This window comes from Sinomonas gamaensis (assembly GCF_005876955.1).
GTDB classification, from domain to species: Bacteria; Actinomycetota; Actinomycetes; order Actinomycetales; family Micrococcaceae; genus Sinomonas; species Sinomonas gamaensis.
Map to the genome: position 1 here is coordinate 92,389 of NZ_SSCL01000013.1, position 21,154 is coordinate 113,542.

The 21,154-nt window shown below is 67.4% G+C and carries 21 protein-coding genes and 1 pseudogene; 13 read left to right on the forward strand and 9 right to left on the reverse strand.

The window, feature by feature from the left end; all coding sequences use genetic code 11:
- The first annotated feature begins 2 nt into the window (after positions 1 to 2).
- The 4 genes from E5679_RS16210 (at position 3) to E5679_RS16225 (ending at position 4,331) form a co-directional block, all read left to right on the forward strand.
- A complete protein-coding gene (locus E5679_RS16210; RefSeq protein ID WP_138417748.1) occupies positions 3 to 1,319 on the forward strand; it encodes a mannitol dehydrogenase family protein in 1,317 nt (438 codons plus the stop codon).
- Between the two features lie 102 nt (positions 1,320 to 1,421).
- Positions 1,422 to 2,651 (forward strand): D-mannonate dehydratase ManD, encoded by a 1,230-nt coding sequence (gene manD / locus E5679_RS16215; protein WP_138417750.1) that lies wholly within the window; start codon positions 1,422 to 1,424, stop codon positions 2,649 to 2,651.
- A gap of 3 nt (positions 2,652 to 2,654) precedes the next feature.
- Positions 2,655 to 3,179, forward strand: coding sequence for a gluconokinase (locus E5679_RS16220; RefSeq protein WP_138417752.1), 525 nt, complete (start codon positions 2,655 to 2,657; stop codon positions 3,177 to 3,179).
- Positions 3,180 to 3,359: 180 nt separating this feature from the next.
- Positions 3,360 to 4,331 carry a phosphodiesterase gene (locus E5679_RS16225; protein WP_138417755.1) on the forward strand — a complete coding sequence of 324 codons (972 nt, stop codon included), beginning with the start codon at positions 3,360 to 3,362 and terminating at the stop codon, positions 4,329 to 4,331.
- A gap of 128 nt (positions 4,332 to 4,459) precedes the next feature.
- On the opposite strand, the gene E5679_RS16230 is transcribed toward E5679_RS16225, so the two are convergent.
- The gene (locus tag E5679_RS16230; protein ID WP_138417757.1) at positions 4,460 to 6,052 is read right to left on the reverse strand and encodes a stealth family protein; all 1,593 of its coding nucleotides are present in this window, start codon (positions 6,050 to 6,052) and stop codon (positions 4,460 to 4,462) included.
- Between the two features lie 70 nt (positions 6,053 to 6,122).
- On the opposite strand from E5679_RS16230, the gene pyrE reads away from it, so the two are divergent.
- The 3 genes from pyrE (at position 6,123) to E5679_RS16245 (ending at position 8,308) form a co-directional block, all read left to right on the forward strand.
- The gene (pyrE, locus tag E5679_RS16235; RefSeq protein WP_138417759.1) at positions 6,123 to 6,710 is read left to right on the forward strand and encodes an orotate phosphoribosyltransferase; all 588 of its coding nucleotides are present in this window, start codon (positions 6,123 to 6,125) and stop codon (positions 6,708 to 6,710) included.
- Positions 6,676 to 7,773: an alpha/beta hydrolase gene (locus E5679_RS16240; RefSeq protein ID WP_249336181.1), complete on the forward strand. Its 1,098-nt coding sequence runs from the start codon at positions 6,676 to 6,678 to the stop codon at positions 7,771 to 7,773. Before pyrE ends, E5679_RS16240 begins: the two co-directional genes overlap by 35 nt.
- Positions 7,774 to 7,909: 136 nt before the next feature.
- The gene (locus tag E5679_RS16245) at positions 7,910 to 8,308 is read left to right on the forward strand and encodes a hypothetical protein (protein ID WP_249336183.1); all 399 of its coding nucleotides are present in this window, start codon (positions 7,910 to 7,912) and stop codon (positions 8,306 to 8,308) included.
- Between the two features lie 153 nt (positions 8,309 to 8,461).
- Here E5679_RS16245 and E5679_RS16250 read toward each other — a convergent pair whose 3' ends face one another.
- The 6 genes from E5679_RS16250 to E5679_RS16275 all read right to left on the reverse strand — a co-directional run bounded on the left by E5679_RS16250 (position 8,462) and on the right by E5679_RS16275 (position 16,321).
- Positions 8,462 to 10,795, reverse strand: coding sequence for a glycoside hydrolase family 65 protein (locus E5679_RS16250; RefSeq protein ID WP_138417763.1), 2,334 nt, complete (start codon positions 10,793 to 10,795; stop codon positions 8,462 to 8,464).
- Positions 10,796 to 10,863: 68 nt separating this feature from the next.
- On the reverse strand, positions 10,864 to 11,595 hold the full coding sequence (locus tag E5679_RS16255) for an HAD family hydrolase (RefSeq protein WP_138417765.1): 732 nt from the start codon (positions 11,593 to 11,595) through the stop codon (positions 10,864 to 10,866).
- A 163-nt stretch (positions 11,596 to 11,758) separates the two neighbouring features.
- Positions 11,759 to 12,535 carry an ABC transporter ATP-binding protein gene (locus tag E5679_RS16260; protein ID WP_138417767.1) on the reverse strand — a complete coding sequence of 259 codons (777 nt, stop codon included), beginning with the start codon at positions 12,533 to 12,535 and terminating at the stop codon, positions 11,759 to 11,761.
- 20 nt (positions 12,536 to 12,555) lie between these two features.
- Positions 12,556 to 14,514: a hypothetical protein gene (locus E5679_RS16265; RefSeq protein ID WP_138417768.1), complete on the reverse strand. Its 1,959-nt coding sequence runs from the start codon at positions 14,512 to 14,514 to the stop codon at positions 12,556 to 12,558.
- 17 nt (positions 14,515 to 14,531) lie between these two features.
- On the reverse strand, positions 14,532 to 14,825 hold the full coding sequence (locus E5679_RS16270) for a lactococcin 972 family bacteriocin (RefSeq protein ID WP_138417770.1): 294 nt from the start codon (positions 14,823 to 14,825) through the stop codon (positions 14,532 to 14,534).
- A gap of 614 nt (positions 14,826 to 15,439) precedes the next feature.
- Complete coding sequence (locus tag E5679_RS16275) at positions 15,440 to 16,321, reverse strand: HAD-IIA family hydrolase (RefSeq protein ID WP_138417772.1); 882 nt, start codon at positions 16,319 to 16,321, stop codon at positions 15,440 to 15,442.
- Positions 16,322 to 16,431: 110 nt separating this feature from the next.
- Here E5679_RS16275 and E5679_RS16280 point away from each other — a divergent pair, with 110 nt between their 5' ends.
- From E5679_RS16280 to E5679_RS16305, 6 genes are read left to right on the forward strand one after another with little or no spacing between them, the layout of a single operon-like run.
- Positions 16,432 to 16,839 carry a TOBE domain-containing protein gene (locus tag E5679_RS16280; protein WP_138417774.1) on the forward strand — a complete coding sequence of 136 codons (408 nt, stop codon included), beginning with the start codon at positions 16,432 to 16,434 and terminating at the stop codon, positions 16,837 to 16,839.
- The gene (modA, locus tag E5679_RS16285; RefSeq protein ID WP_138417776.1) at positions 16,836 to 17,621 is read left to right on the forward strand and encodes a molybdate ABC transporter substrate-binding protein; all 786 of its coding nucleotides are present in this window, start codon (positions 16,836 to 16,838) and stop codon (positions 17,619 to 17,621) included. Before E5679_RS16280 ends, modA begins: the two co-directional genes overlap by 4 nt.
- A complete protein-coding gene (locus tag E5679_RS16290; protein ID WP_138417778.1) occupies positions 17,599 to 18,417 on the forward strand; it encodes an ABC transporter permease in 819 nt (272 codons plus the stop codon). Before modA ends, E5679_RS16290 begins: the two co-directional genes overlap by 23 nt.
- A complete protein-coding gene (locus E5679_RS16295) occupies positions 18,414 to 19,490 on the forward strand; it encodes a sulfate/molybdate ABC transporter ATP-binding protein (protein WP_138417780.1) in 1,077 nt (358 codons plus the stop codon). Before E5679_RS16290 ends, E5679_RS16295 begins: the two co-directional genes overlap by 4 nt.
- 9 nt (positions 19,491 to 19,499) lie before the next feature.
- On the forward strand, positions 19,500 to 19,832 hold the full coding sequence (locus E5679_RS16300) for a YnfA family protein (protein ID WP_138417782.1): 333 nt from the start codon (positions 19,500 to 19,502) through the stop codon (positions 19,830 to 19,832).
- Between the two features lie 45 nt (positions 19,833 to 19,877).
- A complete protein-coding gene (locus E5679_RS16305) occupies positions 19,878 to 20,492 on the forward strand; it encodes a TrmH family RNA methyltransferase (protein ID WP_249336184.1) in 615 nt (204 codons plus the stop codon).
- A 57-nt stretch (positions 20,493 to 20,549) separates the two neighbouring features.
- On the opposite strand, the gene E5679_RS16315 is transcribed toward E5679_RS16305, so the two are convergent.
- The gene (locus tag E5679_RS16315) at positions 20,550 to 20,918 is read right to left on the reverse strand and encodes a hypothetical protein (protein WP_138417785.1); all 369 of its coding nucleotides are present in this window, start codon (positions 20,916 to 20,918) and stop codon (positions 20,550 to 20,552) included.
- Positions 20,919 to 21,034: 116 nt separating this feature from the next.
- A pseudogene (locus tag E5679_RS21305) lies at positions 21,035 to 21,154 on the reverse strand (IS30 family transposase); the annotation flags it as partial.

Here is a 21,154-nt window from a genome sequence, read left to right on the forward strand (position 1 = left end):
CCATGCCGAGCACCACCACCGAGCTTCCCCTCCTGAGCCGGAACGGCGCTCCACCGCCTCCGGTCCGGATCGTCCACCTCGGGCTGGGCGCGTTCCACCGCTCCCATCAGGCCTGGTTCACGGCCCACGCCGGGGACGCCGGGGATTGGGGCATCGCCTCGTTCACGGGCCGCCGCCCCGACGCGGCGCTCGCGCTCGCGCCGCAGGAAGGGCTCTTCACGCTCGTCGAGCGCTCGGCGGACGGGGACAGCTTCGAGGTCATCGGCTCGATCGCCGAGGCCGTCGACGGCGCGGACACCGCGCGGCTAAACGAGCTCCTCGCGGCCCCGGCCACCGCCGTCGTCACCCTCACCGTGACGGAGAAGGTGTACGACGACGCCAGCCCCGACGCGCCGCTGGGTCGCCTCGTGCGCGGGCTGGCCGCGCGGAGGGACGCCGGGGCTGGCGCGATCGCCGTCGTCAGCTGCGACAACCTCGCTGGCAATGGCGAAGTGGCGCGCGCCGCCGTCGTGCGCCTCGCCGAAGCCCTCGAACCAGCCCTGGGGGAGTGGGTGCGGGAGAACGTGAGCTTCGTGGGCACCTCGGTGGACCGGATCACCCCGCGGACGACGGCGGACGACGTCGCCGAGGTTGCCGAGCGCTGCGGGTACCGGGATGCGTCGCCGGTGGTGGCGGAACCGTTCGCGTCGTGGATCCTGCAAGGTGAGTTCCCGGCGGGCCGTCCCGCGTGGGAGGACGCGGGCGCGCAGTTTGTGACAGACCTCGAGCCGTTCGAGAACCGCAAGCTGTGGCTCCTCAACGGCGCCCACACCCTGCTTGCCTACGCCGGCCAGCTGCGCGGGCACGCGACCGTCGCGGAGGCGCTCGGGGACGAGGCGTGCCGCGCAGCCATGGAGGAATTCTGGGACGAGGCCACTCGGCACCTGACCCTGCCCGAGCTGGACGTCCCGGGCTATCGCCGGGCTCTGCTCGAGCGGTTCGCCAACCCCCGGATCGCGCACCACCTCGCCCAGATCGCCCAGGACGGGTCGCTCAAGCTCCGCCTCCGCGCCGTCCCGGTGCTCCGCGCGGAGCGGGCCGAGGGCCGCTCAGGGCGTGGCACGGCCCGGATGATCTCCGCGTGGGTCGACTGGGTCGCGGACAGCGTGGGCAAGGGTGCCGAGATCCAGGACCCGCTGCGCGACAGCGTTCGCGAAGCCGGTTCCCTGTCCGGGCGGGAGCGGGTCGAGGCGCTGCTCCGCCTCGTGGACGCGGACTTGGCCGAGGACGCGGCGGTCGTTGACCTCATCGCCGGCGAGACGGCACATTTTGGCAAATAGTTGGCAAGCGATTGCCAAGGGGGTTTCCCGGAGGACTAGTCTGGGGACCACGCAGTCAGGGGCCAGCCCCCTCCGAACCATCTCGAACAGAGAGAGGACGACATGAAGATCGTTGCCGCTGATGTCTTTGTGACCAGCCCGTCGCGGAACTTCGTCACGCTGAAGATCACCACGGACGAGGGCATCACCGGCATCGGCGATGCGACGCTCAACGGCCGCGAGCTGGCCGTTGCCGCGTATCTGAAGGAGCATGTCGCGCAGCTGCTGGTGGACAAGGACCCGCACATGATCGAGGACACGTGGCAGTTCCTCTACCGCTCCTCGTACTGGCGGCGCGGACCCGTGACGATGGCCGCAATCGCGGCGGTGGACATGGCGCTGTGGGACATCAAGGGCAAGGTCGCCAACCTGCCCGTGTACCAGCTCCTCGGCGGGGCTTCCCGGCGTGGGCTGCGCGCCTACGGGCATGCCTCGGGCACGGACCTGCCCTCGCTGTTCGACTCGATCCGGCACCACCTCGAGCTCGGCTACAAGTCGATCCGCGTCCAGACCGCGATCCCGGGCATCAAGGCTGTCTATGGCGTGGCGGCGCAGGCGCAGGCCTCGGGCGAGCGCTACGACTACGAGCCCGCGGGGCGCGGGGCGTTCCCGCAGGAGGAGGACTGGGACACCCGGGCCTACCTCAAGCACCTGCCGACCGTGTTCGAGGCCGTCCGGAACGAATTCGGCCCGGACATCCCGCTCCTGCACGACGGCCACCACCGCATGACCCCGATCCAGGCCGCGAAGCTGGGCAAGGCGCTCGAGCCCTACGACCTGTTCTGGCTCGAGGACTGCACCCCCGCCGAGAACCAGGAGGGCCTGCGCCTGGTCCGCCAGCACACCACCACCCCGCTGGCCATCGGGGAGATCTTCAACACGGTGTGGGACTTCCAGCTGCTCATCCGCGAGCAGCTCATCGACTACGTCCGCGCCGCCTCGACGCACTTCGGCGGGATCAGTCCGCTGAAGAAGGTCATGGACTACGCGGCGCAGTACCAGATCAAGTCCGGCTTCCACGGGCCCACGGACATCTCCCCGGTCGGGTTCGCCGCGCAGCTTCACGTGGGCCTGGCGATCCACAACTACGGCATCCAGGAGTACATGCAACACTCCGACGCCACGAATACGGTGTTCGAGCAGTCGATGACCTTCATCGACGGCTACTTGCACCCGGGCGACAAGCCGGGCCTCGGCGTCGAGTTCAACGAGGAGGCCGCGAACTCGTACCCCTACCAGCAGGCCTACCTGCCCTACAACCGACTCATCGACGGCACCGTCCACGACTGGTGACCAATGAGCACAGGTGAAGCGGTGAGCTCGGGCGACGTGCTGCACGTGATCGTCATGGGGGTCTCCGGCTCGGGCAAGAGCACGGTCGGGGCGCTCCTGGCCGAGGACCTGGGCGGAGAGTACCTCGACGGCGACGTCCTGCACCCGCAGGCGAACATCGACAAGATGGCCGCCGGCATCCCGCTCACCGACGCGGACCGCGAGCCGTGGCTCCGGATCATCGGCGAGCGGATGGCCGAGGCAGAGAGCACGATCGTGATCGGCTGCAGCGCCCTGCGCCGCGTGTACCGCGACATCATCCGCGCCGCCGCCCCGAACACCCGATTCGTCCACCTCGTGGGGAGCCACGATCTCCTCGCCGAGCGGATGAAGACCCGCCCCGGCCACTTCATGCCACCGTCCCTCCTCGAGTCACAGATCGCCACACTCGAGGACCTGGGGCCGGATGAAAACGGGAAGGTGTTCGACATCGCGGAGCCCCCCGAGAAGATCGCCCAGGCCGCTGCGGAGTGGCTCCGCGGCGCCTGAGGCGGGCAAAAACCAAGGGAGGACGACGACGGAAGGCAGGTTCCGTCGTCGTCCTCCCTTTTGCTGCTCACGTAGCGGGAGATTTCTCCCAGTTTTGCGGCGTGTTAACTGGACATTAAGATTGTGTGCGTTTTTCATGTGTGCACTTGGGGAACACAGAACCCGATCTAGAAGGTTGATATGGGCACCGTCAAGGCCGAGCATCCGCGGCCCCGCCACTTCCTCCTCCACCTCAGCGATACCCACCTGCTTGCAGACGACCAGCTGCACGGCACCGTCGACGCCGCGGCCGAGCTTGAGCGCGTCTTCGAACAGGCGGCCGACGCCGGGGGGTCACCCGAGGCGATTGTCGTCACGGGAGACCTTGCGGACCGAGGGCAACGGGGGGCCTACGAGAGGCTTCGGTCCATCGCCGAGCCCGCGGCAGAACAGCTGGGGGCGCGGCTCATCTGGGCCATGGGCAACCACGACGACCGCGCGGAACTGCGTTCGGCCCTCCTCGGGGAGGCGCCCTCGACCGAGCCCCTCGACCGGGTGCACTGGCTCGGCGGACTGCGCGTGATCACCCTCGACACGACGGTCCCGGGCTACCACCACGGGGAACTCGAGCCGTCCCAGCTCGAGTGGCTCGCCGACGAGCTCGACTTCCCGGCGCCCGATGGCACCCTGCTCGCCATGCACCACCCGCCGGTCCCGTGCGTCCAGGACCTCGCCGTGCTCGTCGAGCTCCGCGGGCAGGCGGCACTTGCTGACGTTCTCCGTGGCACGGATGTCCGCGCGATCCTCGCTGGCCACCTGCATTACTCGACGAGCGCGACCTTCGCCGGCATCCCCGTCTCCGTCGCCTCGGCGACGTGCTACACGCAGGACCTTGCCGCCGTCGTGGATCCCGAGACGGGAATCCGCGGGACGCGCGGCCGGGATACCGCGCAGGCCTACAACCTCGTGCACGTTTATGGCGACACCGTCATGCATTCGGTGGTGCCAGCCTCGGGCGGGGCCACCGTGGGCAAGGAGGTGGCGCCGGAGGAGGTCGCCCGGATCCTCGAGAACGCTGGCATCGAATTCCCCGAGGACGAGGGAGCCTTCGACCGGGACGCGTTCGACGGCGACTCCCACCACCCGACCACCGGGATGCTCCCCATCCTCTAACCGTTTCGGGTGCAGATACTGCCCGGTTTCCGGCGTTTCGGGTGCAGTTACTGCCCACGATGTCCTGAGACAGGGGCAGTTTCTGTACCCGAGACGATTGTGGGGGTGAATTGGTGTACCCGAGACGGTCAGCGCTCCCAGGGGGCCGGGATCGGGAAGTACTTCTCGAGGAATGAGGTCACGCGCTTCTGCCGCTCGTCTGCCGGCACCTCGGGAAATGAGCCGTCGTTGAGGCAGAAGAAGTCCTGGTTCCGCTTCTTGAGGAGCTTGCCCAGCAGGTCGAGGCCGGAGTACATGGTGGTGTCCACATAGAGCACCTTCGCGCCAACGTTTGTGACGGCCCGCCCGGTGAGCAGCGCGTAGTAGTGGTACAGCGAGTTCGTCACGGAGATGTTGTCCTTCGCGCGGAAGCGGCTCGCCGCCGTCGCCGCGAATTCCGCCTCGAACTCGCGCTCCATCTCCAGCAGCACGCTCTTGCGCAGCGGCGCTGCCGTGTGCTCGAGGTGCCGAGTGGTGATGCGGCCGAACCGTTCGTACAGGAGTCTCCGGTTCACCCGTGCCGCGTTCTCGAACCCCGACCTTGAGATGTGGTTGTCCCCGAGCCCGATCCGGGTTGTCGCCTCGATGAACTTCGTGATCCCGCCGGGGGAGAAGAACATGTCGGGGCCGACCGGCCGGCCGAAGAACATGTCGTCGTTCGAGTAGAGGAAGTACTCCGAGAGCTCGGGGATGTGCTGGAGCTGGGCCTCGATGGCCTGCGAATTGAACACCGGCAGCACCGAAGGGTCACGAAAGTGCTCCTCAGCACGCACGATTGTGACCTTGGGGTGGTCGGCGTTGAGCCACTCGGGAACCTTGGAGTCGGTGCAGATGAAGATGCGCCGAATCCACGGCGCGAACATGTGGACCGACCGCAGCGCGTACTTGAGCTCGTTGATCTGACGGTAGCGGGCGTCGGCCTCGTCGCCCTCGCCGAGGACCACCCCGGGGAGGAACGAGGCCCGGTATCGAAGGAAATCGGGGTCGCTCCCGTCGACCCACGAGAACACGATGTCGATCTCGAAGTCGATGTCCGTGGCGTGGTCCGCGAACATGTTCTCAATCGTGGGCCACGTCCTCCCGAAACGCTCGACCGTCCCCCGCACGGCGTCCCCCGAGGGAAGCGTCCGGCGGGTGAGAGAGTTCTCGATCGGCAGGTGGAGGAGGTCGCCCTCCCATTTCCAGAGCTCGATCTGCACGCCCAGGTCCTGGCCGTACTGAAGCCCGCCCTTCGGCTCCAGCCGAGGACGGTACAGCCGGAACATGCGGGAGTTGCCGCTTGCGGCGAGCCGGCCGTCGGCGACGAGCAGGGCGTCGCCCTTCCGGGCGTCGACCGTGATCGAGTAGAAGGGCTCGTTGCGGCACGCTTCTACGAGCGCGCGGCGGAGATCCTTGCGGCGCTTCCAGTCGACGGCGATGACCGGCCGAGCGTCGTTGCCGCGCACGAGGAGATACGGGATCTCTGCACGGTCAAGCACGTCTCCCACAAAGAGCAGGTCCTCGACCATGGCCTCGTGCGGGGTGAGCGTCGTGTTGATGAGCGCATACCCGCGCTTGGTCTTGATGACGTCGTCGCGGTCGGCGAGGCGCTTCCCCGCTTCCGGCGAGGTGACTTCCTGGGCGGGCTGGAGCTCGGTATCGGGGGTGGCGAAATAGACCTCATCAGGGGTCGTGGTGTCCATGAAAGCCTTTCGCGAGCTGGTGCTTGCGGCAGATCCGAGCCTATCGATGCCAGCAACTAGAATCGTAGCCATGACTGCGCCCCTTGACTCTGCACTGCCCGACCTGGCGGCCTCCCGGGCGCGCCTCCTCGAGCTCATCAAGGAGCTTGCGGTGGTGCACGGGCGGGTGACCCTTTCGAGCGGCAAGGAGGCGGACTACTACATCGACCTTCGCCGCATCACGCTTCATCACGAGGCGTCCCAGCTCGTGGGGCGCGTCATGCTGGACCTCATCGACGGCGCGGGCATTGCCGTCGAGGCCGCCGGCGGTCTCACCATGGGCGCGGACCCTGTCGGCACGGCGATCATGCACGCCGCACGGGAAGCCGGCCGGGAGGTCGATGCCTTCGTGGTCCGCAAGGCGCAGAAGTCCTACGGCATGGGCCGGCAGGTCGAGGGTCCTTCGGTCGAGGGACGGAAGGTCGTCGTCGTCGAGGACACGTCCACCACGGGTGGCTCCGCGCTCACCGCCGTCGAAGGGGTCCGCAGGGCGGGCGGCGAGGTGACCGCCGTCGTCGTCATTGTCGATCGGGCGACCGGCGCGAAGGAGCGCATCGAGGCCGAGGCGGGCGTGCCGTACCTCTATGCCTTCGGCAAGGATGAGCTGGGTCTCGACTAAGCAGTCCCCGCCGCGCCCCGCCCTCGATGAGGGCGGCGGCGCCGCACGCCCCGGGTCGCTGCTCCGCACCGCGGACAGGATGCGCCGGGTGTCCCGCCGCGCCTTCCTGACGGGCATGATCGGCGGAGGTCTCCTCGCGGCGGACATGCTCACCACGCGCGCGGTCCAGAACCAGCGCCGCCAGACGGTCATGCTTGCCGCGAACGACGACGACGCCAAGCGCCGCTTCCCCGGCACCTCCTGGGTCTTGTTCCCCGGCTACAAGACGAGCTGGGAGGAAGCGCAGCTCATCATCACGCTTCTTGCGCCGTCGCTCGGGGAACGCGGGCAGATCGCTGCCCTCGGCTACTCCAATGACGGCCTTGATGCGGACCAAGTCATGGCTGCGATCCTGCACCACGCGGCCCAGAACGGGCTCACCGAACTGCACTTCTACGGCCACTCGTTCGGCGGCATGCTCGCGGTCGACGTCGCGTCGCGGCTCCTCCGGCTCGGCGCGGCGGGCAGCAACGTTCCCCGGGTGGGGGCGATCGTCCTCGACTCGACGCCCGCCTCCAAGTACGACGTCAAGGACATCACCTGGTTCGAGGGTGTGGTCGAGCTGTACGAGCTCGGCTTCCGGGTCCCGTCGCTCCTCCGCGGGGGGTACGAGCTCGGCGAGCGGATCATCAACAAGCACGAGCGCACGTGGACCCAGGTGGTGGACCAGGCCCTCGAGCAGCTCACGCCCCTCGCGCCGTCGAGCGTGCTGATCCAGACGGAGTCCGAGTACATCTACAACTGGGACGTGACACGGTTCGCGGGCGAGCTTGATCGGGTCCAGATGGGCTTCATCGGCAATCCGGGGGACCAGACGGTGGACTACGAGTCCGCGCGTTCGCGGTGGGAGCAGAACTTCCGGGACAACCTCGTCTCGTCATCGCTCCAGACGATCGGCGCCTTCCCCGCGCACGCGAGCCCCGAATGGAATGCGTCGCTGTACAACAGCGTGCTCGGGACGCTGCTCCCGCAGCTTCTGCCGCTGCCGCGTCGGCTCGGGGGCTCGGGCGGCGGGGCCGGGTAGGGCTAAACCACTTTCGCCGTCAGGTTTGCTGGGTTCGCGGGACCTAAGCCTCTTCGGCGCGCCCCCTCGGCCCGCGTCTCATGGAGGCATGGCCAGAAGTGGCAGCGCTAGGCCCTCGCGGCGACCCGGCAGCGTGATGTCGATCCTCATCAACGCTGCGCTTCTCTTTGCGATCAATCAGTGGCCCACGTGGCATGCCGCGCCGTTCCTGACGCCGAGCACCCCTGAGGTCCTCGGCCTCGTGAACGCCTCGTTGGTCGTGGGTCTGGTGGTCAACGTGGTGTATCTGGCCGTGAGTTCGCCGGGGGTCTGGGCGTTGGGCCAGCTTGTGATTCTCGCGGTAGGGCTGGCAGCCGCCTTCCGGGTCTGGACTGTGTTCCCGTTCGACTTCGGCGCGAGCACGTTCGACTGGGCCCTCGTGGTGCGGATCCTGCTCGTGATCGGGATCGTCGGCTCGCTGATCGGCCTCGTCGTGCAGCTGGTCATGCTGATTCGGTCTCTCGCGGGCTTCGGCCAGCCCATGCAGCGCACCTAAGGCTTGCGCCGTCAGGTTTCTGGGTGTGGACCCTGCAGAGCTGACGGCGCAACGGGAAATGTGCGATCAGGGACCACGCTGGCGCCCCTGCGTGCGAGCTCCTTGACGATCGCCTCACCGATTCCGGAACCCAGGCTCCAACGAGCCCCAGGTTCAGGACAGCGACGAGAGCGCGCTCAACCCCGCCGTCGGGAACGGCCGCGGGAAGATGCTCGGCACGGGGGCGGGCAGCGCGTCGAGATTGACGACGGCGGTCTCGGCTCCCACGGCAACGATGGCTCCCCGGACGCTCACCTCGAGTGGATCCCCGGATTCCACCGTGAGGGCGAGCACCTCCGACGTGAGCCGCACGTGGAGGATCCGCCCCTGGAGCTGGAGCCGGAACTCGAGATGGTCCCAGCACTCGGGGAGCCGCGGGTCGAAGTACGGCAGTGCGCCCTGATCGCGGAAGCCCGCGAAGCCGTTCACGAGCGCGGCCCAGACGCCGCCCGCCGACGCTGTGTGGACGCCGTCGATCGTGTTGTCGTGCAGGTTGTCGAGGTCGATGAACGCCGCGGTGCTGAAGTGACGCACGGCCTCCTCCGTGTACCCGACCTCGGCGGCCATGATCCCCTGGACGCAGGCTGAGAGGGTCGAGTCGCCTGTGGTGATGGGGTCGTAGAAGTCGAAGGCGCGCTGCTTGTCCTCGGCCGTGAAGTCCTGCCACTGCAGGAGCATCGCGAGCACTGCGTCCGCCTGCTTGAGAACCTGATGGCGGTAGATGACGAGCGGGTGGAAGTGCAGGAGCAGCGGGTACTTCGAGCGCGGCGTCTCCCAGTCCCACGGCTCGAGCGACATGAAGTCGGCGTCCTGAGCGTGGACCTGCATGTCCGGGTCATACGGCAGGGCCATGCGCTCGGCGATGTGGGACCACATGACCCGCTCGGAGTCGGCGATGTCCGGGTGGTTCAACGAGGCCGCGGCGCGCAGATTGAAGCGCGCCATGACATTCGTGTACAGGTTGTCGTTCACCACGGCCGTGTACTCGTCCGGCCCAGTCACGCCGTGGATGTGGAACTGCCCGTTCTTGCCGAAGAAACCGAGTGAGGCCCACATGCGGGCGGTCTGAATCAGGAGATCCGCTCCCGGTCCGGCGAGGAACTCCTTGTCCCCGCTGGCCCACGCGTAGCGGGCGGCGGCGTAGGCGATGGCGGCGTTGATGTGGAACTGGGCCGTGCCGGCCGCGTAGTAGGCGCTCGCCTCCTGGCCGTTGATCGTGCGCCAGGGGAAGAGGACGCCGTCGACATTCAGCTCAGACGCGCGGGCCGCAGCCGCCGGGATCATCTCGTGCCGGAACTGCAGGACCTTTCGGGCCGCCTCGGGGGCGGTGTAGGTCAGGTAGGGCAGGACGTAGATCTCCTGGTCCCAGAAGTAGTGGCCCTCGTAGCCGGAGCCGGTCACGCCCTTCGCCGGGATGCCCGCGACGCCAGCCTGAGAGGTGGCCTGCGCGAGCTGGAACAGGTTCCACCGGACCGCCTGCTGGAGGTCGGCGGGGCCGCCGATGGTGATGTCCGCCGTCGCCCAGTAGCGCTCGTAGTGTTCCGCGCTTTCTGCGAGCAGATCGTCGAAGCCGCGCAGCTCGGAAGCCGCACGCTCGACCAGCTCGCCGCCGTCGCCCGAGCCCACCGCGTAGGCGACGCGCTTTTCGAGGCGGAAGGTCTCGCCCGGGTCGATGGGCAGCACGTAGCGGACGGCGCTGCGGTCGGCATCGGGCTCAGTGGAAAAGGGCGGCATGGGGCTGTTCGTCACATGGTCGGCCGCAAGCGCGACACTTTGTCGCGAGGTCACTGTGGTCCAGGCGAGGCGCAGGCTCCCATTCGTGCCCTCAGCAAGGGCGGGCTCGAGCACCCGCCCCGCGTGCCGACCGGCCCGGCGGGGGTCGTGCTCCGAGTGGTCGTCCCGCGGCTGATCCTGGCGATTGACGACGACGGACGAGACATCCGCGACAATCCTGCGGTCCGCGCTGATCTCGAGTTCGACCCCGATGCTCGAGCGCGAGGCCGCACCGACGACGCGGCGCTCCCGGGTCGTCACAACCGCGCCCGACGTGCACTGCCACACGATCCGGCACTCGTAGACGCCCGTCGCGAAGTCCAGCCGACGGCGGAAGTCCAGCACTTCGGAAGCAGCTAAGGTGAGCTGTTCGCCGTCGACCCTCACCAGCGTCTCGTGGGCATCTGGGACGTAGAGGATGCGCTGGCCCTGCTTCGCGAACCCGTACGCGTTCTCGGCGTGCCGGATGTCGAAGGTTTCGTGGTAGCCGTTGATGAATGTCCCAGGGAGGGCAGCGTCGGCTTCCGCGGCGTGGGCGCCCCGGAGGCCGAGGTGGCCGTTGCCGAGGCTGAAGAGAGTCTCAAGCGTGCCCTCGGTTCCCGGGGCGTGGCTGGCCTCGACCAGGGCCCACTCGTCGAGGGGGAAGCGGTGACGGTCTGCGGTGACAAGAGTCATGGAGGTGCCGTTCTCACAAAGAAGGGGATGGTTCAGGGGTCTGGGCGCTGCCCGGCGCCCCCGGCGGTCTAGAGCAGCTCGGCGAGATCGTCGACGACGTGCGTGGCGCCCGCCGCGCGGAGCACCTCGGCTCCTGCGCCGCGATTCACGGCGACGACCGCGCGGAACTCGCCGCCCGCTCCCGCCTGGACGCCAGAGACGGCGTCCTCCACGACGATGCAGGCCTGCCGCGGCACACCCAGAAGCTCAGCCGCGCGGACGAACGTCGCCGGATCCGGCTTGCCTGGGAGCCCGTCGCGAGCCGCGACGGCGCCGTCCACCACTACGGGGAAGGCGTCCGCCAGGCCCGCCGCACGCAGGACTGCCGGGGCGTTGCGGGACGAGGAGACGACCGCGAGCTTCACGCCGCGTCTGCGCGCCGCCTCGACCAGCCGGGCCGATCCCGGATAGGGTGCAACGCCGTCGTTCTCGATGATCTCGTTGAAGATCCGGTTCTTGCGGTTGCCGAGGCCCTGGACCGTCTCGTGCTCGGGGGCGTCGTCGATGGGCCCCTCAGGGAGGGTGATGCCGCGCGAGGCGAGGAAGTCGCGGACCCCGTCGAAGCGGGGCTTGCCGTCGATGTGGTCGAAGTAGTCGGTGTCCGTGTACGCCGGCCCCTTCTTGACGGACGCGAGGTACTCGTCGAAGAGCTGGCGCCAGGCATGCTCGTGCACGACGGCGGTGGGGGTCAGCACGCCGTCGAGGTCGAAGAGCAGCGCTTCGGTCCCCGTCCAGAGGTCCAGCTGGGTCTGGGAGAGCATCGGTATGGCCTCCGTGGTCTATGCGGTCATCGGGCCGGTCCACGGCGGCATGACCCAGCCGAGGTACCGTCCCGTCGCTGGGCTCGCGGGCGCCCCCGCCCGGCGCCCGCACGAGTCTATGCAGGAGGTGTAAGCGTTTGCAACACGTGCGAGCTATTGCGCGCTATGCAAGTTTCCCCGTGCCGAGGTCGGGCCGGGTGACGCCGAGGTCGGGCGGTGTGGCGCCGAGGTCGGGGCGGGTGGTGCCGACGTCGGGTGGTGTGGCGCCGAGGTGGGGCGGGGTGGTGCCGAGGTCGGGGCGGGTGGTGCCGACGTGGTGGACTTCATCGCAGAGGGTGATGAGGTCTTCGTCGTGAGTAGCGACGACGACGGTCGCGCCCCTCGCCGCTTCGGCCTTGAGGAATCCCGCGACGAGCTCTCGGTTGCCCTGATCGAGGGAGGCCGTCGGCTCGTCTGCCAGAATGACGTCAGCTCGCTGGAAGATTGCCCGAGCGAGGCTCACACGCTGCTTTTCCCCTCCACTGAGACTGGAGCACCTTTCCAGGGCTCGGCCCCCAAGCGCGACCCTCTCGAGAGCCTTCTCGACTGCTGCCACGTGCTTTCTCGCGGACCCGAAGAGGGAGAGCCCGGAGAGCGCAACGTTATAGGCAACCGACTCGTCGTCTACGAGGCCGTAGTCCTGGAAGACGAAGGCCGCGTGCTTTTGCCAGAAACGACGACGCAGATCATCTTTCCAGCGGCAGGTGTCGGTTCCGTCGGCCAGAACGGTTCCTGTATCGGGCTTGTGCAAGAGGCCGAGAATGCCCAGCAGGGTTGTTTTCCCACACCCACTCGGGCCGACGAGCGCCAACGTCCGCCCGGGAAGTGCGCGCACCGTCTCGTGATGAAGAACTGTTCTTCCTCCCACCGCGAGGCTGACGTTCTTTGCATGGAGCTCCATGATTCTCCGTCCGATTCCCGTCAGGCCCTGCGGGCGAGAGTCTTGGCGAATACCGTTCGGGACGCCCTGACATGCAGCCACGTGCTCAAGGTCGCGAAGATCGGAACCGCGACCAGAATCCACCACGTCTCTGCCTTCGCTCCTGCGCCCGATCCGATGAACATTCCAGCCGAGACGATGAGCGCCAGCGCACTGTCCCATGCCAAACGACGGGACAGGAGGTGCGCCCAACGCCAGCCGCAGGTCCGCTGGGCGAAGAGCCTGCGCGCGGCCGATAGTGCATAGACGATCGCCGAAACGGCGATGCTCATCACGAGCGCGAGCACCACCAAGACAAAAGAAAGCGTTTTCATCCACGCGGACTGGTTCTGCAGTTGGCTGTTGAAGAGGGCAGAGTCGGATATCCGGTCGACCGAGAGGATCTTGGTTCCCAGGGGGTGCGTGGCCAGGTAATTGCGAACCCACGCTGCATCGTCAAAATTTGCGTTTCCCGACATCATGAGAGCCCCGAGGTTATGGTCGTTCAAGGTGTTGGCAGGGTCCTTGACCAGCACGACGAGCGGGTTCGCCAATCGATGCATTTCTCCGCGCTTCGATGACAGTACAGGCAGCGGTTGAGCACCCGCATATTGGAAGAGCGATATTTGCTCACCGAAGCCATCAAGGTTCCGGCCCGATCGATTCAGGAGTGAATACTGTTCCTTGATGTAAGTGCCGACAGAATCGGGCATGTCTTCGAGTGAAACCCTCTTCAGGAGTGCCTCGGCTGAGTCCGATTCTCCAACTAAGGGGGCAATGGTACGCAGGTAGTGCCGGTTCACCCACGCGACGCCTCCGTATCCGTCAAGGTCCGTTGCATCGGCCGAGTAGGACAGCGTGAGGTGGCCCGCCTCCTCGGCCGCGGCAGCCATTCTTCCCATGTCTGCTTGCCCCCGGGAAAAGTCTTCCTCCGAGCGGAATGCGGTCCGGACGCTGACATGCTCTTTCAACACGTCCCACTGGGCATCCAAATGGGACAAGGTCAGGGCTTGGGAGATTGAGGCTCCCGCAACAGGAAGAGCGACGGCGACGACCACCAAGGATGCAGCCTTGAGGATTTCGCCGATCGCCCGGAAATGACGCTCCGGGGGCTGACGAGATGCAATTCCTTCGACCGATGGCCAAGTCATAGCGGATGCAAGTGCTGTGAACACCAGGATGAGGAGGAACGCTCCCAAGATGAGGCTGCCAGATACGGTTGCGAAATGGGGAAGCGTGGATTCTCGGCCGGACACGACGACAACCACCAATGCAATTGACCATGCAATCCCCGCCGAACGAGCAACCTCGACCATGAGAGATCCGAGGTCCGCCAGAACGACGCGTCGAGTCGTGACGCCGCAGAGCATCTTCAAAACTCGGACTCGTGCTGTTAGTACGGACCATGAGACAGCCAACGAGACCAGCAACACCGCGCAGGTGAGGAACGCGAGCCATGAGCCGGTTGCCACGACAGCTTGTTGGAAAAGTCCCGGAACTGTCTTGGCTGTGAACTGGTATTGGACCTTGTGCGTATCGAGCCATGGAACGAACTGCGTCAGCGTCGAAGATGATCCCGAGAAGACATAGACACCGCTAAGAGGCGTGGTGCCGAGATCCAGCGCCGGTCGCAGCTCTCCGCGCATCCCCGGCTTGAACCACCCGATTTTGGTTGGACCTGTCGGTGCGCTCTTTCCGAAGACGTAAAGCGACCGTGAATTGTAGAAGTCGTTGGGGTCGGCTACGACTTTTGCCAAGAAGATGCCCGACTGATCGGCTAGATCGGAAAGTCCCGCGATCAGTTCGTCCTTGCCCGTCTCGGTTCGTGAGAAGTCGAAACTGGCCGAGGATTGCGTACCAGCGGGAAAAGCGTCTTCCTCTACCAGGATAAATAACGCCGCCAAGGCACAAAGAAGAACACTCGTCCCTAGTGACGCTGCACGGATCAGGAGTTTCAGCACGATTGCGTGGGACGGGATCAGCAGGTGCGGTAGTAGTACCGGTTATGGGTCCACCAGTTGCCCAAAGCGAAAGCGTTCGACCACCTGCCACCCGCGACATCGATGCTCCTGTCGTTGTCCCAGTCCGTATAGACGGACGATCCATGGCACACCGAGCCGTGGTAGTAGTCCGAGTAGGCCCCCGCACCGTTGAGCCCATAGTTCCAGGTGCCTCCCTGAACCGGATATTGCGTCGCCGCCACCGCGGTCCCGGTCACTGAGCACAGAGCTCCAGTGAGGGCCAATCCTGCGAGAATGCGCTTCGCCGTCATGGTCGTCTCCCTTTCTCGTCGTGAGACGCGGTCGCGTCTTGGGAGACGTCTAGTCCATCAGGGAATTCGTGGTCAACCTGGCTGGGGACAAATGCGTGCATTTGTTCAAAGCGATTGTGACGAGTTTTCGTCGAGGTCCGCGTGTTCGGGCAACCACTACTTGTATTTCTTGCAACAGAATTCACTCGTGAGCAGGGGGAACAGCTCCCAATGACTTGTGGCTCACCTCCATGAGCTTCTTGCCTCAATGGAGCGAAAGGCGCAAGAGCGGCAGGCAGGAAGATGACGCAAGCGGGTGAGACTATTACGCGCACCCGACTTCGGCGTCAGGGGGCCCGACTTCGGGCGTGCACCACCCGATCTCGGCGTGAGGGGGGCCGACTTCGGGCGTGCACCACCCGATCTCGGCGTCAGGGGGCCCGACTTCGGGCGTGCACCACCCGATTTGGGCGTGAGGGGGCCCGACTTCGGGCGTGCACCACCCGATTTGGGCGTGAGGGGGCCCGACTTCGGGCGTGCACCACCCGACTTCGGCGTCAGGGGGCCCGACTTCGGGCGTGTACCCCCCGACTTCGGCGTCAGGGGGCCCGACTTCGGCCTTGGGGTCGGGCGGGTCAGAGCTGCTGCAGCAGGTCTTGGACCGAGTTGAGCACCTGGTTGGGGCGGAAGGGATACGTTTGGATGTCGGCCTGCTGCGTGATGCCGGACAGGACCAGCACGGTGTGCAGCCCGGCCTCCATGCCGGCCACGATGTCGGTGTCCATGCGGTCGCCGATCATCGCGGTCGTCTCGGAGTGGGCGTCGATCTGGTTCATCGCGGACCTGAACATCATGGGATTGGGTTTTCCAATCGTGTACGGCTCGCGTCCCGTGGCCTTCGTGATGAGGGCGGCGATGGCTCCTGTCGCGGGAAGGATGCCCTCCTTCGAGGGTCCGGTGGCATCGGGATTCGTGGCGATGAAGCGGGCGCCGTCGACGATCAGGCGGATCGCGGTCGTGATCGCGTTGAACGAATAGGTCCGGGTCTCCCCGAGCACCACGTAGTCGGGGTCCTGATCGGTGAGGATCATGCCGGCCTCGTGGAGCGCCGTCGTCAGTCCCGCCTCGCCGATGCAATAGACGCGGGCGCCGGGCATCTGGTCCTTGATGAAGACGGCGGTCGCGAGCGCCGACGTCCAGATGTTCTCCTCCGGGATCGACAGCCCCGAAGAACGGAGGCGCGCCGCGAGGTCGCGCGGGGTGAAGATCGAGTTGTTGGTGAGGACGAGGAAGCGGCGTGACGTGTCGACCCATCGCTGGATGAGTTCCGGGGCGCCCGGGATGGGATGGTTCTCGTGCACGAGAACGCCATCCATGTCCGTCAGCCAGCATTCAATCTCCTGGCCGCTGCGGTACACGACGCGCTGCTGGGCTGGCGTTGGCGAAGGCACGGTGTCCCGATCCGGGGGTGTGGAGAGATCCTCGTGTTCTGCCGTGACGGCAGCGGAGTCAGCCATACGGGCTAGTCTTCCACCTCGCTTGGACTCTGAGGCAATGACCTTGCCCACATCCTCAGATGCGGAATAAGGGCCCAACAGCCTCCGCAATTGCGGAATATACTTCCGTCATGCCTCTTATCCGCATCGCGGAGGCCGCGAGCCTCCTCGGCGTCAGCGACGACACCGTGAGGCGCTGGGTCGATTCCGGAGCGCTCAGCGCGACGAAGGACGCCGCGGGGCGTGCCGCGATCGACGGCGCAGAACTCGCCGAGCACGCGCGCCAGCAGGCGAACGCGCCCAAGGACGCGAGCGGCGTTGCCCGGTCGGCGCGGAACAGCTTCGTGGGCCTGGTGACCAACGTGATCCAGGACAAGGTCATGGCACAGGTCGAGCTGCAGTGCGGGCCATATCGCGTGGTTTCCCTCATGAGTTCGGAGGCCGTGCGCGACCTCGGCCTCGAGCCCGGCAGCGTGGCAACGGCCGTGGTGAAGGCAACGACCGTCATCATCGAAACCCCGGGAGGGAAGACCTCGTGAAGCGCTCCCTCTCGGCGGCCGCCGTCGTCGTCCTCGCTGGGCTGCTCACCGGGTGCGGGGGAGGGCCGCGGGCAGGCAATGGCGTCGGCCCGTCGTCAACCTCCGGCGGCGCGAGCCTCACCGTCTTCGCGGCGGCCTCCCTCAGGGCGACGTTCACGGAACTCGGGCACGAGTTCGAAGCCGCCCACCCAGGAACGAAAGTCACTTTCAGCTTCGGCGGATCGTCGGATCTCGTGGCCCAGCTCCAGAATGGCGCGCCCGCGGATGTGTTCGCTTCAGCCGACGAGGCGAACATGACCAAGGCAACCACGGCAGGCCTCACCACCGGCGCCCCTCAGATCTTCGCCACCAACGTGCTCGAGATCGCCGTCCCAAAGGGCAACCCGGCCGGAATCCACTCGTTCCAGGACCTCGCGAAGTCGGGGACCCGGCTCGTCGTCTGCGCGCAGCAGGTCCCGTGCGGGGCTGCCGCGCAGAAGGCGGCGCAGGTCGCGGGCGTCGCTCTCAAGCCGGTGAGCGAGGAGCAGTCGGTCACAGACGTGCTGGGCAAGGTGATTTCCGGTGACGCCGACGCGGGGCTCGTCTACGTCACCGACGCCAAAGGCGCCGGCGGAAAGGTGGACGGCGTGAATTTCAGCGAGTCCTCGGCGGCGGTGAACCGCTACCCGATCGCGGCACTCAAGGGAGTGAAGGACTCGGCGCTCGCGCAGGAGTTCGTCGACTTCGTCCGCGGCAGCCAAGGGCGGAAAGTGCTCGGCGATGCCGGCTTCGGCGCGCCGTAGCCCCCGCGGCTACACGGGCATCCCGCGCTGGGTCTACGTCCCGGCTGCAGTAGGCCTGCTGTTCGTGGTCGTCCCGTTCGTGGGGATTCTGGCGCGCGTCGACTGGGCGCACTTCGTGCCTCTCATCACGTCGGAATCTTCGCTTGCGGCCCTTCGGCTGAGTCTCGAGACGGCGCTGGCGAGCACGGCCGCGTGCCTCCTGATCGGAGTTCCTATGGCGCTGGTTCTCGCGCGCGGACCCGTCCGAGGGCGGCGATGGCTCCGTGGGCTAGTCCTCCTGCCGCTCGTGCTGCCGCCCGTCGTCGGCGGTCTCGCGCTGCTGTACACGTTCGGCAGGGTCGGCTTCGTGGGTCGATGGCTCGAGGTGGCTGGCCTCCAGATCGCCTTCACGACCATGGCCGTCGTCATGGCCCAGGCCTTCGTGTCCCTGCCCTTCCTCGTGGTGAGCCTCGAGGGTGGGCTGCGCACGGCCGGCGGGCGCTACGAGGCGGTCGCCGCGACCCTCGGCGCGGCCCCGAGCCATGTGTTCCGTCGGGTCACCCTCCCCTTGGTCCTCCCGGGGCTGGTCTCGGGACTCGTGCTCTCCTTCGCCCGCAGCCTGGGCGAGTTCGGCGCCACGCTCACCTTCGCGGGCAGCCTCCAAGGCGTGACGAGGACACTGCCGCTCGAGGTGTACCTCCAGCGCGAGGTCGATCCCGATGCCGCCGTCGCCCTCGCGCTCGTGCTGGTGGTCCTCGCGGGAGCCGTGGTCGGGATCGTGTACGGGCGGCGCGCGGCTGGGACGGCAGAACGATGACCTTCAGCCTGCGGGCCGTCGTGCTGGAGCGCAGCCTCGACGCGGAGTTCGACGTGCTGGACGGGGAGACCATCGCCGTCCTCGGGCCGAACGGCGCAGGCAAGTCGACGCTGTTCGGGCTCGCCGCAGGGCTGTTGCGACCCGACGAGGGTCGCGCGGAGCTCGACGGCCGCGTCCTGTTCGACACCCGAACCGGGGCGTGGGTGCCCCCGCACGCGCGGGGGGTCGCGCTCCTGGCCCAGGATCCCCTGCTCTTCCCCCATCTCACCGTGCTCGAGAACGTCGCCTTCGGACCCCGCGCGGCCGGGGCCTCACGCCGGGCGGCCAAGGCAGCCGCGGAGCGCTGGCTTGCCGAGGTCGACGCCGTCGCGCTCGCCGACCGTCGCCCCACGCAGCTTTCCGGCGGGCAGGCGCAGCGCATCGCCGTCGCCCGTGCCCTCGCCACCGAACCCCGGCTCCTCCTGCTCGACGAACCGTTCGCCGCACTCGACGTCGCTGCCGCCCCCGCCCTGCGCCGCCTCCTTCGTCGCGTGCTCGCCGGCCGAACCGCGCTCGTCATCACCCACGAGGTGCTCGACGCGCACCTCCTCGCCGACCGCGTCGTGGTCCTCGAGCGCGGCAAGGTTGCCGAGCAGGGGCCGACGGCGGCGCTCCTCGAGCGCCCCCGCAGCCACTTCGCGGCGGGGCTGGCGGGGCTCAACTTCGTGCGGGGGAGGGCGACGGCGGAAGGTCGCCTCGCAGTGGACGGGCTGGGCGAGGTGTCGGGAACTCTCGGGTCCGACGACGGCGGATCCCCCGCCCCTGGCAGCGACGCCGTCGCGGTCTTCCGCCCCGCGGACGTCGCGCTCTTCCGTCCGGAGAGCGTGCCGCACGGTTCGCCTCGCAACGCGTGGCGGGCGGTGGTCGAGGAGCTCGAACCGAGGGGACCGCAGGTCCGGGTCCACTCTGCGGCCGGCGGGGCCCGCGTCGTCGCGGACCTCACCGCCGCTGCCGCCGCCGACCTCGATCTCGCCCCGGGCACCGCCGTCGTCCTCGTGGCAAAGGCCGCCGCGGTGAGTGTCTACCCGGCGTAGGGTGACCTCGTGTCGCTCCTTCGGTCGATCCTGCTCTTCGTGCTCGCTGCCGTCTTCGAGATCGGCGGTGCGTGGCTCGTGTGGCAGGGTATTCGGGAGCAGCGCGGCTGGGTGTGGGTCGGCCTCGGCGTCATCGCCCTGGGGCTCTACGGCTTTGTGGCGACGCTCCAGCCGGACGCGCACTTCGGACGGATCCTCGCCGCCTACGGCGGCGTGTTCGTGGTCGGTTCGCTCGCGTGGGGCATGGTGTTCGACGGGTACCAACCCGACCGGTACGACATCATGGGTGCCGCCGTCTGCCTCGTGGGCATGGCCGTGATCATGTACGCGCCGCGGCCCTGACGTGAATAGGCTTGACGGGTGACTGAACAGGGCGAAGAACGCGAGATGGAGGTCGGCGTCGGCCCGTGGGAGGGACCGTGGCCGGAGGGCGACCACTGGGATCCCGACCTTCTCGCCAACGGTGACCGCCGCAACGTCCTGGACCGTTACCGGTACTGGAAGCACGACGCCATCGTCGCCGAACTCGATACCCGCCGCCACGAGTTCCACGTGGCGATCGAGAACTGGCAGCACGACCTCAACATCGGAACGGTGGTGCGCACCGCGAACGCGTTCCTCGCCAAGGAGGTCCACATCATCGGACGACGGCGGTGGAATCGTCGCGGGGCCATGGTCACCGACCGCTACCAGCATGTGCGGCATCACCCGACCGTCGACGACTTCGTGGAGTGGGCTCGCTCGGAAGAACTGGCGATCCTCGGCGTGGACATCTTCCCCGACTCCGTGCCGCTCGAGACCTACGACCTGCCGCGGCGCTGCGTCCTGGTCTTCGGCCAGGAGGGGCCCGGGTTGACGCCGGAGGTGCACAACGCCGCGGAGGCCACGCTGTCGATCGAGCAGTTCGGCTCGACCCGATCGATCAACGCCGCCTCGGCCGCGGCCATCGCAATGCACGCCTGGATCCGGCGCCACGTGTTCGATCAGTCGCCTCGGCGGTGAGCCCGGGCTCGGTCAGCCCGGGCTCGGTCAGCCCGGGCGCGGTCAGCCCGGGCGCGGTCAGCGCGTGCGGAAGGCCGGGCGGAAGCGCAGGGCCGACCACACGTCGTCGAGAGAGACCTGCCGGACGGGGTCGACCCCGCGGGCGATGAGCTCCTCGGCGAGGAGGTCACGGTTGAGGTCGGTGCCCAGCTTCTTCGCTTTCGGGTACGCGAACCACGCCAAACGGTCGGCGAGCGCGGCTTCGATGCCAGGCTGCGCCGCCGATTCGAGCTCGGAGCGATCCTTCACGAACACAATCGTCACGTCGGCGGCCTCTGGCTGGTCGGAAACGGTGAACGGCCCCTCGATAGTCGGGCCGTCGGCGGGCGAGTTCACCACCGCAACGCTCGACTCGGGCTTGATCTGCAGCTTCTCCCAGAGTTCCACCCCTCTAGTATCGGGCGCCCCGTCGTCCTGTCCGGTTGATCTTTCCCAATCGGGTCCGGAGGCGGCGTTTTGCCCGGTTCTGCCGTGTCGCTGTTCGAGAAACGGACTGGGCGGTCTCAAGGAGTGTTGGCAACGGCTGCTGCGAGGTCTTCGAGGAAGACTTCTCGCGGTGTCCTGAAGCCTAGTGCCTTGCGTGGCCGGTTGTTCATCTCGAAGGCGATGGCGTCGAGGTAGGC